This window comes from Rhodococcus sp. NPDC060176 (assembly GCF_042728675.1).
Taxonomy (GTDB): Bacteria; Actinomycetota; Actinomycetes; order Mycobacteriales; family Mycobacteriaceae; genus Rhodococcus_F.
Map to the genome: position 1 here is coordinate 283,294 of NZ_JBHWYS010000004.1, position 11,931 is coordinate 295,224.

Here is an 11,931-nt window from a genome sequence, read left to right on the forward strand (position 1 = left end):
AATCTGGACAGATGTCTCTGTTGCCGACTGTCAGTCGCAGGACCGGAACTCGATACGGCAGGCCGAGTATCGAATCGCAGGTCCTCTACAACGCGTGCCGATGGATGCTTCGGCCCGTGGTCGGGATCGCCCCGCTGACGCCTGGCGCGATGCGCCGCGCCGCAGTTCTGGACTCGGCCGCGGGTGTGCGCATTCCGTCCGGGATCGATCGGGAGGCGATTCGTTTTCCGGGTTTCGACGGTGAACTCGTCCGGACGGCAGGCTCGACGGCTGATCTGCGCGACGGTGTTGTCCTCTACCTGCACGGCGGCGGGTTCATGTGCTGCGGGCTCAACACGCATCGGCCGGTTGTTGCCGGCATCGCCAAGCGAACCGGCCTTCCGGTCCTGCACATCGCGTATCGGCAGTTGCCGAAGACGAGTATCAACGGGTCCGTCGACGACTGCCTGGATGCGTACCGATGGCTCCTCGAACAGGGAGCCTTGCCGGAAAAGGTTGTCTTCGTGGGCGATTCGGCCGGAGGTTTCCTGGTCTTCGCGACGGCGCTTGCAGCAGTTTCCGCGGGGCTCGAGGTTCCGGCCGGTCTTGTCGGGCTCTCGCCGCTTCTCGATCTCGACTGCACTACCAAGTCGGTCCATGCCAACGCTCGACGCGACGTGATCGCTCCGGTGTCGGCATTGGTGGCGATCGGAAAGCCTGGCGGACAGACGAACTCGCCCGTCGACGGCGATCTGGCCGCGTTGCCGCCGTCGTTGCTGATCGCCGCCGAATCCGAGGTGCTCAGAGTCGATTCGGAGGTGATGGCGCAGCGGCTCGCCGCCGCGGGGGTGCCGTGCTCGCTGCAGATCTGGAACGGTCAGGTTCACGCGTTTCCCGCCGTCTGGCCTGGCTTGCCGGAGAGCCGGGCGGCGCTACGTGACGTTGCCAGGTTCATTCGCACCAGGCTGGATGCTGTCCCGCCCCAGGAGTCACGGGCGCAGTGACGCGACAACTGCTCGTGCGAGGGCGTCGGCAGATCCGGGGGCGAAGGGCAGAAAGAGTTCGGGCTCGATCAATTCCACTTCCATGAGCAGTGGTTGATCCACCGGACCCACGACGTCCACACGCGCATAAAGCAATTCGCCGGGGCCGCATGGGGTCGCGGCCAGTGCCGCGTCCGCCAACGCGAGTTCGGCGGCGGACGGTTCGTGGAGGTGGTTGGTTCCGCCGTGGTATTCCTGCACACGGAAGTCGTTGTCGGCCGGGATCTTCCGGACCGCATGGGAGTAGCGTCCGCCGAGGTGGATGATCGAGCGCTCGCCGTCGACGACGTCCGAGATGAAGGGCTGGACCAATGCGTCGTTGCCGCTCTCGAGGATGGAGGTGAGGTGAGCGTGGGCCTGCGCGGACCCGGCGGCAAATTTTCCCACTCCGACAGCGCCGGCGGACACCGCAGGCTTGACGATGACGTCGGCACTCTCGAACGAAGGGAGGGTGAGTAATTCGCTCTTTCCGGCGGTGATTCCGGCGGTGATCACAGCGGTGGGGACGATGGGTACGCCGGCCGCGGCAAGTTCGGTGAGGTATCCCTTGTGGGCGTTCCACTTCACGATCGAGAGCGGATTGGCGATCGGAGCAGTCAGCTGATCGAGAACGGCGAGAAACTCCTCGAGGCGCTGCGTGTAGTCCCATGTCGACCGGATCAGAACCAGGTCGGCGTCGATATCGAGGAGGGACGGGCTCGACCACGGCGCCATCGTCGACGCAATGCCGTAGGTGGTGAGAGCTTCCATGACGAGTTTGCTTTCGACATCCGCCTCGCGGGCGGCGCCGTCACAGGTGAGCAGGAGAACCGTGGTCATGCCACGATGCTTTCACGGCTAGCGCCTTTGGAGGCTAGCGAGGTGGCCCCTCGTCGAGGACCAGGGAACCGGTTCCGGGCTGCCCCGTTGCGTCCACCCACGTCAGCGCGACGGTGTCGCCGGGGCGGCGCGAGCTCATCGCCGCGTTGAGGTCCGCGGACGACGCGATCCGGCTGCCCCCGAACTCCGTGATGACCGCACCTTTGGTGAGCCCCACTCGTTCGGCCGGCGAATCGAAGCTCACGGCAACAACTTCCGCTCCGGGCGGCATTTCAGCGTGGTCCTTCACCGCGACGCCCAGTACGGGTGTCGGTCCCACGCGCACGGTCTCGGACGATCGGCCACCGAGTACCTGCTCGACGATCGGTAGTGCGGTGTCGATCGGTATCGCGTAGGACTGAGGCGCCGGCGAGGTTTCGGTGCGGTCGGTGACGGCGTTTCCCGCGCTGCTGACACCGATCAGCTCGCCGACAGCGTTGACCAGCGGGCCACCGGAATCGCCGGGCCGGATGTCCGCGTCCACCTCGATGAGGCCCTTCAACTGGTTTCGCGATCCGTCGGACACGTTGCGGGTGTTGACGGTGACACCGAGGTTGGTGACGACGCCGGGAGCCGGGACGGGTACTCCGCCACCTTCGGCATTTCCGATAGCGGTGACGGCATCCCCACGAGCGGCTTCCGCGGACTTGCCGACCACTGCCACCGGCAGATCGGTGGCGCCCGCGAGGCGCAGGACGGCAAGGTCGCTGACGCTGTCGTAACCGAGGATCTCGGCGTCGTAGATCAGTCCGTTGGACATGCTGACGGCGGTGACGTCCGAGGCTCCGCTGATGACGTGGTGATTCGTGAGCACCACTCCGTCAGGGGAGAGCACGATCCCGGTTCCTGCGGTGGTGGTGAATCCGGCCGGCGCGGTGATGGTGACGATGGTGGGGACCACCCGGGCCGCGAGCTCCTCCGGGGAGAGCGGAACAACCGGCGCGGGTGGGGTGGTCGTGATGACCGTGACGGGGGCGGACTCGATCGTGCCTGGAGTCAGGGGTGGGGCGACCAGTGCGAGACCGCCGAGTCCGGCTGCGAGAACGACGGCCGTCCACAGGCCGCGTCTGCTCGCACGTTTGGTCATCCAGCCGTCCGTCCCGCCGGTCGTCATCCCATCGAGTGTGAAAGCTGAAGATTACCCAACCGGCAACGATCAAGACATGCGATGGCGCAACAACATGTAGACACCGCGACGCATGAACGAGGTGGCGAGTGCGCGAGCATCGCCGATTCGGACGTCCATCGCCGAGATCAGGGTCGGATCCGATTCCCGGAGATCTTTGTGGAATGCCGCTGCCTGGCGTGCCTGATCTTTGGCCAGACGAACACTCCACTGTCCGGCGTTGACCCGGAAGGATGCGAGCGGCTTGGCGATCGCATAAACGTCGCCCTGCAGTGCGACTGCGGTGTAGGTGGCTTCGTCGATGACGTACGGGTTGGTGTCGTCCCACCAACCGATTGCCTTGAGAGCGGACCGCTTCATGAGCACACATCCGGGCTCGCCGAAGATGTTCGCTCCTGCCGTCACCGTCTTGCGGGCTGCGTCACGCCCGGTGACCAGTCCCTTCAACCCGGCCAGTCCGCGCGCGGAAAGGATGGTCTTTCCGTTTGCATCGACCAGTTTGCGTTGCGAGGCCACGAGTACAACCGATGGGTGCTCGTCGAATGCCGCGACCTGTTCCGCCAGGCACTCGGGGTAGATGGTGTCGTCACCGCACACGAGTTTCAGGAGTTCGCCGTTCGCGGCTTCGCTGACCCGGTCCCAGTTTCGCTTCGCTCCGCCGCCGGCTTCGGTAGTCAGGATTTCGATTCGCGGATCGTCGGCGTACCGGGCGAGGACCTTGACGGTGTCGTCGGTCGACGAATGATCCGAGATGATCAGTTCGAAGTCCTGATAGGTCTGATTCAGGATCGAGTCGATCGTCTCGGCAATGTAGTCGGCATTGTTGTAGGCCGGGACGACGACGGAAACACGCGGAGTCATGAGGTGCCTGTTCTCTTGTTTCGACTGAACGAGAAATCGCGGTAACCGAAGAAACTTGCCGTTGCGGTTACTGCTGTTATGACGAGTTGTGACGGGATGGGCGGAAAGTGCAAGACCGAGACGGCGACGGTCATCAGCGCAAGGTTGATCACGAAGGCGCCGAAGTTGACGACGACGAATCGCCAGAAGTCGCGCAGGAAGTGACCGCGAACTTCGAAGACCAGGTAGCGGTACATCGCAAAAGCACACAGCAGGTTGCAGACGTATCCGGCAACGATCGCGAAGTGGTAGCCGAACTGATCGCCGAGCGCGATCTGCCAGGCAATGAACCAGGCAGTTCCGAGAACTGTGTTGACTCCACCGACGAGCAGAAACGCAAGGGCCTGATTCTTGACGACGCGCATCAACGGACCCGGCCTGCCGTCCATTCCGGCGGGGGGTGTTGCAGTCGAATCCGGTGAAGCCATCAGCCTTCGCCGAACATGGGCAGCAGCCCGGCTGACACGGCATCTTGAAGCGACGGTGCTGCTGTGTCCTTTGCCGACAGCGTGATGTTCAAGGGCTCACCGCCACGACCCACTGTGGGCCAGTCGATCGCGATGTCGGGATCGAGGGGATGAACCTCGTGCTCGCGTTCGGGGGCGTATCCCGTCGAGCACAGGTAGACCACCGTCGAGTTGTCCTCGAGGGAAATGAAGGCATGCCCCAGCCCCTCGGAGAGAAAGATCGCTCTGCGGTCGACATCGTCGAGAAGGACCGAATCCCACTGGCCGAAGGTCGGCGATCCGACGCGTAGGTCGACGGCGATGTCGAGGATCGCGCCTTTGGCACACGTGACGTATTTGGCCTGGCCGGGAGGGACGTCGGCAAAATGGATGCCGCGTAGGACACCGGCAGCGGAGACCGAACAATTGGCCTGCTGAAGGTCGAGCGTGCGGCCGGTGATTTCGGAGAATCCGGGTTCGCGGAACCATTCGAGGAAGACTCCGCGGTCGTCGCCGAACTGCTTGGGCGTGAATTCCCAGGCGCCGGGAACCTTCAATTCGCGATACTGGCTCATCACGTGAGTATCTGCCATGTCACCAGTCCTTGCCGCGGTCGAGAAGTTCGAGAAGGTATTTTCCGTATCCGGATTTCAGGAGCTTTTCAGCCCGAATGCGTAGCTCGTCGTCGGTGATGAATCCGTGTCGCCAGGCAACTTCTTCGGGCGCGCCGATTTTGAGTCCCTGACGCTCCTCGATCGTGCGCACGTAGTTCGACGCGTCGAGAAGCGAATCGAAAGTTCCGGTGTCGAGCCATGCGGTGCCGCGAGGAAGTACTTCGACCTGGAGGCGACCAGCGTCGAGATATACACGGTTGACGTCCGTGATCTCGTATTCGCCGCGTGCCGATGGTTCGAGGTCTTTGGCGATGGCGACGACGTCGTTGTCGTAAAAATACAATCCGGGCACCGAGTAATTCGAGCGCGGGTTTGTCGGCTTCTCCTCCAGCGAGACGGCTTTGCCCTCGCGGTCGAACTCGATGACTCCGTAGGCCGTGGGGTCGGAAACCCAGTACGCGAAGACGGCGCCGCCGTCGATGTTCTCGAAGCGCGTGAGCTTACTGCCCAGACCCGGGCCGTAGAAGATGTTGTCACCGAGGACCAGCGCCGCGGATTCGGAGCCGATATGGCCGGCGCCGAGTACAAATGCTTGTGCGAGACCGTTCGGCTCGTGCTGGATCTGGTAGGTCAGGTCGACGCCGAACTGGGAGCCGTCGCCGAGCAACCGCTGGAACTGCGGTGCGTCGTCTTCCGTGGTGATGATCAAGATGTCGCGGATCCCGGCCAGCATCAGGGTGCTGAGCGGGTAGTAGATCATCGGTTTGTCGTAGACGGGGACCAGCTGTTTGCTCACGCCGAGCGTGATGGGGTGCAACCTCGACCCCGTGCCGCCCGCCAGAATGATTCCGCGCATGCCTCGAAGTGTTCCAGTGTTCGCTGGAGAAACAAATCTCGGGCGCACGGTATCGTGCGTGGCCGGTAGGTTGATCGGTTCGATTCGGTGATCGTGGAGGCGCAAACGTGAGAGTTCTCGTGACTGGCGGGGCAGGCTTCATCGGCGCCAATTTCGTCCATCAGACGGTTGCGGAGCGTCCTGACGCCGAGGTCACGGTGCTCGACGCGCTGACCTATGCAGGCAACAAGTCTTCGCTCGATTCGATAGCCGACCGCATCACGTTTGTTCACGGCGACATCACCGACGCATCTCTCGTCGATGAACTGGTGGGCGCCGCGGACGTCGTCGTTCATTTTGCCGCCGAGTCGCACAACGACAATTCGCTCGCTGATCCGTGGCCGTTCGTGCAGACCAACATCGTGGGAACGTTCACGCTGCTGCAGGCTGTGCGCAAGCACGATGTCAGGTATCACCACATTTCCACCGACGAAGTGTACGGAGATCTCGAACTGGGCGATCCGGACCGTTTCACGGAGTCCACGGCGTACAACCCGTCGAGCCCCTACTCGTCGACCAAGGCATCGAGCGACATGTTGGTGCGCGCGTGGACGCGTTCGTTCGGCGTCCGGGCGACCCTGTCGAACTGTTCGAACAATTACGGCCCGTATCAACATGTCGAGAAGTTCATCCCGCGTCAGATCACCAATGTTCTCGCCGGATTGCGTCCCAAGTTGTACGGCGACGGTTTGAACGTCCGTGACTGGATTCATGTCGACGACCACAACAGCGCGGTCTGGGCGATCATCGACGGTGGCCGGATCGGTCAGACCTACCTGATCGGCGCCGACGGTGAGGTGAACAACCGAACCGTCATGGAGACGATTCTGCAGATATTGGGTCGCGGCGCCGACGAGTTCGATTTCGTCACCGATCGCCCGGGTCACGACGTGAGGTACGCGATCGATTCGAGTCTGCTCCGGGAAGAACTGGGCTGGTCACCTCGCTACGAGGACTTCCGCAGTGGTCTGGAAGCAACAATCGACTGGTACCGCGACAACGAAGCGTGGTGGCGTCCGCAGAAGGACGCAACCGAGCAGGCATACGTGGCCGCGGGGGAGAAGACCACCTCCTAGCGTGCAGCCAGATTACGACGGATGGAGTCGAGGGTCGACGCTATTCCGGCAGGCAACGGGCGATGTGTGCGCTGGTCCAGATCAGTCCACACGGTCGATCGCAGCCTCAGGTCGCGGGCTTGCGCCGAGGCGAGTGGAGAACTGGCGAGCACCACGTTCGGGCGTTTTCTGAATACCGTGTGGCAGGCGCCGAGGATCGCTCCGATGGTGACGCTGCGTCCGGACGCGTAGATCTTGGTGATCGTTGATTCCGGCGATATTTCCGCTCGAGTAAAGCTGTCGACCACCATTTCGGCGGCATCGGAGACGTAGATGTAGTCCCGAAGCGTGTCCATGGGGACATAGATCGAAATGGGCATCGACAATAGATAGCCCCGGCACAGATGCGAAATCAGGCCTTGGGGTTTCGCGAGATTCTGGCCCGGACCATATAGATTCGCGAATCTTCCTATGACAGTACGGTTTCCGCTTCTGGAGCCGAATTCGTGAACAATCGATTCGGCATCGAGCTTTGCTCGCCCGTAGTCGGCCAGTGGTCTGGTGGCGCTTGTTTCGGTGTGCGGTGCGCCAGGAGCCCCGGCGTAGACGCCGCCGGCGGAAGATGCGTGGAAGACGGTCCCGACGCCGGCACCTGCGGTCCTCAACTCGTCCAGGACGTCCTTCATGAGTTGGTTCTCGCGAGCGAACTCGTCACTGCTCGTACCGTTCACACCTGCGCCGGCGCACCACGCCATTCGCCACGGGCCACCGGCTGCGTCCGTAACCAGTTTTCTGGCATCGGCGAACAGGATTTCCCTGGCCAGAGCGGGTTCGCCCCATGGGACGCGGCTGGTGCGAATATCGGTCCCACGGCGATCGAGTTCGCGGGCCACAGAGCTGCCGAGGAGGCCGCCGCTGCCGACTACCCACGTGGGGACATCCATTGCTACGCGGGTGGCTCGGTGGCGTTCCGGCGCCCCAATGGGCCTGCCGCGGGGTCGCTGACGATGAGATACGGCGGCTTTCCCATTGCTGTCTTGACCGCGACACCGATGTATTCGGCGATCACACCCAACGAGAAGAGCACTGCCCCGAAACCGAACAGCATCACGATCATCGTCGACGCCCATCCACGTACCTCGACGCCGGCGTCGAAGAACACGTACGACGCCAACACGTAGAGGACGATGACGAGGCCACCGACGGCAAACAGGAAACCGATCAGGCTGACCATGCGAAGGCCTTTGGTGCCGCTGGAGAGCACCATTCGCCAGAAATGCGACAGCAGGCTTCTGAGGTGGTATCCGGATGCGCGTCCGCGTTCCTCGCGCAGTTGAACCGGACTGGTGGTGACCTCGCCGGCGATCCAGCCGAGCGCCACGTCGAGATATGCCTCGGATCCGGCGTATGCGGCGACCGACCGTCCGACCTCGCCGAGGACGAGGCGGAAGCTTTGATACTTCACGGAGTTCTCGGACGAGAGAATCTTGGTGGTCAGCCATTTCGACGACTTCGACGCCGCGTTCCGTAGCGCTCCGTGGGGTGCCGCGTTCACTGGTTGCGCGTAGACGAGGGTGGCTTGTTGGTCCAGTGCAGTGTCGAGGAGTCCACCGATGTCCGCCGGGTTGTGCTGGCCGTCCTCGTCCATGGTGACGACCCATTCGCCCCCACTCGATGCCATTCCCGCCAGTGTTGCCGGGTGTTGGCCGAAGTTGCGTGAGAGCCAGATGGGTCGGATGAAGTCGTGTCGTCTCGCCAGTTCACGGATGACGGCAGCTGATCCGTCCGGACCGTGGTCGAAGACGAGAAGGACTTCTTCGACGACCAGCGGTCGCCCGCCGGGAGTGGTCTGCGTTTTCGTCAGGGGGAGTATCTCGTCGATGAGAGCATTGAGAGTGCGTTCGCCCTGGTAAACCGGCACGACGACGGAAATTCGGTGCGGTTGCACCGACTCGGGTGTGCCATCGGTCTTCACAGGCGGGGAGTGTATACGTCGCCAGGGGTCGGCTTCTCGGCGTGGGGGCGTACGTGTCGGCGAATCGTGTAGTTATGATCCGGATCACTCGACGAAAGTGAGTCCCGGTGGCCGAGTTCGAAGATCACACCAACGATCGACGCAAGAACAATCGCGAGAACACCGGCGTTCCTGGGAGAGCCGACATGGCTGACGGCGGTGACACCACCGACACCGAGTACACCGCGAGGTTGCGGGAGCTACAAGGCGCCAGATGGAAGCGCGTCCTGAATGTCCAAGCGCCCTATCAGTGGAATATCAGACGATTCCTCGGTGGCCGGAGAGTCCTCGATGTCGGCTGCGGAATCGGCCGGAATCTGCGTAATCTTCCCCCTGGCAGCGTCGGGGTGGACCACAACGAACATTCGGTGGAGTTCTGCCGATCGCTCGGTTTCGAGGCGTACTCGTCGGCGGAATTTCACGCCGATAGCGATCCGCGAACCTTCGACGGAATGCTGATGGCGCATCTCCTCGAGCACCTTCCGGCGGGCGAAGCCTCCGGCATCGTCGCCGAGTACCTTCCTTTCCTCGAACCGGGCGCGACAGTCATGCTGATCTGCCCTCAGGAGCGTGGCTTCGCCAGCGATCCCACGCACACCGTCTTCCTCGACGGCGTCGACCTCGAAAAGATCTGTGCGGACAACGGTCTTGTCGTCAGGCGCTCGCTGTCGTTCCCCTTTCCTCGGTGGATGGGAAAGCCGTTCATCTACAACGAGTCCGTGGTGATCGCGGAGGTTCCGTCCAGGCTCTGACGCCTGTCGCGGTAGTAGATCACGGAGAGACCGGCGAGGAGAACGAGTCCGAAGCCCATTCCGACGAAACCGATCCGCTGTCCTGGAGACCGGAAGTTGATCACGAGTTCGGCGTTGTCCGTGCCTGGAGGCAGATCGACGTAGAGGTACGTTCCGCCGAGACCTTTGGTGGGGATGGGTTCGCCGTCGAGGGTCGCGGTGTAGCCCGGCCATGCCAACCGTGCGAAGACGACGCTGCCACCGCCCGGTGAGCTGACTCGTACACGCTCGCTCTTGACGCTCATGTACTCGGACCGTGCGTCGGCATTGACCGTTGCGGACACTCGGCCCGGTTGACCGGAGATCGGGCCGGCGTCGCGTTCGAGGATGTAGATCTGTTCTTGGGCGACCTCGGGCACGTCTGCCCAGTGCCATCCGGGCGGGGCGGGCTCGTTGTCGGCGCCCGGGTACTGCTTGCGCTGAAGGACGACGCGGTCGAGCAGCATCAGGTCTGCGCTGGTTCTGCCGGTGTATTCGTCCGGCCTGAACACATTTCGATAAGCGTCGTCGCAGGTCGAACCGTCGAATCCCATGCACAACAGTGATGCGAAGTCGGCGTGGCCGACGGGGGTGTACGCGTTCACGTAGTCGAGATCGAGGACTTTCGCGTAGTTTCCGTACACCTGCGAAGTCCACGGTAGTTCGGTCGTTTCGGCATCGATTCGGATCAGCGCGCGATTGCCGAGCTGAAGGGTCGTGCCCGGGAAATCCGGAAAGTTCGCCTTGGCTTCGGATTGGCTGGTCGGTAGGTACCACTTGTTCAGTGCCTGCGGATACGCGATCACTTGATAAAGGGTCACCGGAGCGATGGTGAGAATCAGTAGACCAGCGATCGCCGGGGCTCCGTACCTACGGCCGAGGTAGATGGCGAGTGCTCCGACGGCGATGATCACGACAGCCCAGGTGAGATGTCGGATGAAGTACTGCGGACCCGAGGAACTGGCGCGAATCATCAAGACGAACACGATCAACGCTGCAGCGGTGACGCGGGATCGCAGCTTGTCCAAAGTCCCGAATCGACTGAGCAGCACACCGAGCAACACCAGGGAGAACACCGCGACGAAGGGAAGCAGCCGTGCCGGCCACCGAATCTGACCGATGTCGCTGGGACCCGCGGTGAACAGCAGAATAAACGCCAGCAGCAGCAGCGGGGTTACCAAATCGCGCAGCGACCCCTGTGCTTTCCGCCAGCCGATGAAGGCCAGCGCCGGTATCGCGAACCACGCGATGTACGTGATCGGTGCGTAGGTTGTCTCACCTGTCCAGGACTCGATGCTCGAGACCGACGACGGAATGCTCGCTGTGAGCGTTTCCGACCACGGAGCGGTCAGGAAGTTGTCGTTGAACGTGCCTTCTTCGCCGGTGCGCCAGGTGACCGCAGAGGAGAGCAGGCCGGGCAGAAATGTGATGGCTCCGCAGGCGGCGGCCGCGATGCCGACAAGACCGAGCTTCACCGTTGTCCGCCATTGCGGACTGCGGATGTATTCGCCCAGCATCAGTGCCCCGACGGTCACTCCGGCCATCAATGCCGCGTGGACGTAGCCGACGCTGATCGCGAGGTAGAGGAAGACGAACACCGGTATCGGCCCCGACCGGCCGCGGGCATAGCGAATGCCGCTTGCCCATGCCTGCACCACCCACGCCATTCCGATCACCGACGTAACCCACGACGGGTACTCGAAATACAGAGTGAAACCGGCAAAGGGAACTGCGCTTCCGGCGACGGCCGCCCAATAAGGGCGAGCTCCGTATTCGAGACAGACTCGATAGACGCCCCACCCGAGGATGATCGCGAATGCCAGCTTGACCAGCGTGGCCAGTAGAGCGAGATTGTCGACGGACGGTGCGATGTAGTTGATGAAGATCTGTACCGGGTTCCACAGCCCACCCTGGCCTTCGACCGGATAGTTTCCCGCCATCCATTGATCCAGGACCAGGGACGGGAATTGACCCTCTCTCATCAGATGGCCCAGCTGAACCCAGTTGCCGACAGCACCGGATTCGGTGTCGTCGACGTAGAAGTAGCGAGGGTCCACCGTGACGATCGCCAAGAATGCGAGGCACACGACTGCTGGGATCACAGCGCCCCAGCTCCAGCGTTCCCGACGGGTGGGAGCGGGTTGTTCGAGTGTCAAGGGATCTCCAGGTCGCACGGGTGGATGCACCAGAGACAGTAGCCGAGGCCGTGTTTTCGAGTTTCGGGGGCAATT

At 62.6% G+C, this 11,931-nt stretch carries 12 protein-coding genes; 3 read left to right on the forward strand and 9 right to left on the reverse strand.

What is annotated here, in order from left to right:
- Positions 1-11 precede the first annotated feature (11 nt).
- Complete coding sequence (locus tag ACFWEM_RS20875; protein WP_378536568.1) at positions 12-983, forward strand: alpha/beta hydrolase; 972 nt, start codon at positions 12-14, stop codon at positions 981-983.
- Here ACFWEM_RS20875 and ACFWEM_RS20880 read toward each other — a convergent pair.
- The 6 genes from ACFWEM_RS20880 to rfbA are packed head-to-tail and all read right to left on the reverse strand — an operon-like array spanning position 969 to position 5,822.
- Positions 969-1,841, reverse strand: a complete 873-nt coding sequence (locus tag ACFWEM_RS20880) for a RimK family alpha-L-glutamate ligase (protein ID WP_378536570.1) — start codon at positions 1,839-1,841, stop codon at positions 969-971. The two genes, ACFWEM_RS20875 and ACFWEM_RS20880, sit on opposite strands and share 15 nt — an antisense overlap.
- A 34-nt stretch (positions 1,842-1,875) precedes the next feature.
- Positions 1,876-2,994: a S1C family serine protease gene (locus ACFWEM_RS20885; RefSeq protein ID WP_378536573.1), complete on the reverse strand. Its 1,119-nt coding sequence runs from the start codon at positions 2,992-2,994 to the stop codon at positions 1,876-1,878.
- A 42-nt stretch (positions 2,995-3,036) separates the two neighbouring features.
- Positions 3,037-3,867 carry a glycosyltransferase family 2 protein gene (locus ACFWEM_RS20890; protein ID WP_378536575.1) on the reverse strand — a complete coding sequence of 277 codons (831 nt, stop codon included), beginning with the start codon at positions 3,865-3,867 and terminating at the stop codon, positions 3,037-3,039.
- Positions 3,864-4,334 (reverse strand): GtrA family protein, encoded by a 471-nt coding sequence (locus tag ACFWEM_RS20895; RefSeq protein ID WP_378445565.1) that lies wholly within the window; start codon positions 4,332-4,334, stop codon positions 3,864-3,866. The genes ACFWEM_RS20890 and ACFWEM_RS20895 overlap by 4 nt, the downstream gene beginning before the upstream one ends.
- A complete protein-coding gene (locus tag ACFWEM_RS20900) occupies positions 4,334-4,945 on the reverse strand; it encodes a dTDP-4-dehydrorhamnose 3,5-epimerase family protein (RefSeq protein WP_378536577.1) in 612 nt (203 codons plus the stop codon). The genes ACFWEM_RS20895 and ACFWEM_RS20900 overlap by 1 nt, the downstream gene beginning before the upstream one ends.
- Position 4,946: 1 nt before the next feature.
- Positions 4,947-5,822, reverse strand: coding sequence for a glucose-1-phosphate thymidylyltransferase RfbA (gene rfbA / locus ACFWEM_RS20905; RefSeq protein ID WP_378536579.1), 876 nt, complete (start codon positions 5,820-5,822; stop codon positions 4,947-4,949).
- A gap of 107 nt (positions 5,823-5,929) precedes the next feature.
- Between rfbA and rfbB the strand changes: the two genes are divergently transcribed.
- Positions 5,930-6,937 (forward strand): dTDP-glucose 4,6-dehydratase, encoded by a 1,008-nt coding sequence (rfbB, locus tag ACFWEM_RS20910; protein ID WP_378536582.1) that lies wholly within the window; start codon positions 5,930-5,932, stop codon positions 6,935-6,937.
- On the opposite strand, the gene ACFWEM_RS20915 is transcribed toward rfbB, so the two are convergent.
- Together ACFWEM_RS20915 and ACFWEM_RS20920 are read right to left on the reverse strand one after the other, a co-directional pair.
- Positions 6,934-7,860 carry an NAD-dependent epimerase/dehydratase family protein gene (locus tag ACFWEM_RS20915; RefSeq protein WP_378536585.1) on the reverse strand — a complete coding sequence of 309 codons (927 nt, stop codon included), beginning with the start codon at positions 7,858-7,860 and terminating at the stop codon, positions 6,934-6,936. The genes rfbB and ACFWEM_RS20915 overlap by 4 nt on opposite strands.
- Before the next feature lie 2 nt (positions 7,861-7,862).
- Positions 7,863-8,891: a glycosyltransferase gene (locus ACFWEM_RS20920; RefSeq protein ID WP_378536588.1), complete on the reverse strand. Its 1,029-nt coding sequence runs from the start codon at positions 8,889-8,891 to the stop codon at positions 7,863-7,865.
- 107 nt (positions 8,892-8,998) lie between these two features.
- Here ACFWEM_RS20920 and ACFWEM_RS20925 point away from each other — a divergent pair, with 107 nt between their 5' ends.
- On the forward strand, positions 8,999-9,682 hold the full coding sequence (locus tag ACFWEM_RS20925) for a class I SAM-dependent methyltransferase (RefSeq protein WP_378536591.1): 684 nt from the start codon (positions 8,999-9,001) through the stop codon (positions 9,680-9,682).
- Here ACFWEM_RS20925 and ACFWEM_RS20930 read toward each other — a convergent pair.
- Complete coding sequence (locus tag ACFWEM_RS20930; RefSeq protein WP_378536594.1) at positions 9,637-11,856, reverse strand: hypothetical protein; 2,220 nt, start codon at positions 11,854-11,856, stop codon at positions 9,637-9,639. The two genes, ACFWEM_RS20925 and ACFWEM_RS20930, sit on opposite strands and share 46 nt — an antisense overlap.
- Between the last annotated feature and the right edge of the window lie 75 nt (positions 11,857-11,931).

Bases quoted from the DNA above. Each gene is read 5' to 3' on its own strand.
- ACFWEM_RS20890 (WP_378536575.1), bottom strand. From the start codon at position 3,867: ATGACTCCGCGTGTTTCCGTCGTCGTCCCGGCCTACAACAATGCCGAC.
- ACFWEM_RS20895 (WP_378445565.1), bottom strand. From the start codon at position 4,334: ATGGCTTCACCGGATTCGACTGCAACACCCCCCGCCGGAATGGACGGC.
- ACFWEM_RS20880 (WP_378536570.1), bottom strand. From the start codon at position 1,841: ATGACCACGGTTCTCCTGCTCACCTGTGACGGCGCCGCCCGCGAGGCG.
- ACFWEM_RS20915 (WP_378536585.1), bottom strand. From the start codon at position 7,860: ATGGATGTCCCCACGTGGGTAGTCGGCAGCGGCGGCCTCCTCGGCAGC.
- ACFWEM_RS20900 (WP_378536577.1), bottom strand. From the start codon at position 4,945: ATGGCAGATACTCACGTGATGAGCCAGTATCGCGAATTGAAGGTTCCC.
- ACFWEM_RS20875 (WP_378536568.1), top strand. From the start codon at position 12: ATGTCTCTGTTGCCGACTGTCAGTCGCAGGACCGGAACTCGATACGGC.
- rfbA (WP_378536579.1), bottom strand. From the start codon at position 5,822: ATGCGCGGAATCATTCTGGCGGGCGGCACGGGGTCGAGGTTGCACCCC.
- ACFWEM_RS20885 (WP_378536573.1), bottom strand. From the start codon at position 2,994: ATGACGACCGGCGGGACGGACGGCTGGATGACCAAACGTGCGAGCAGA.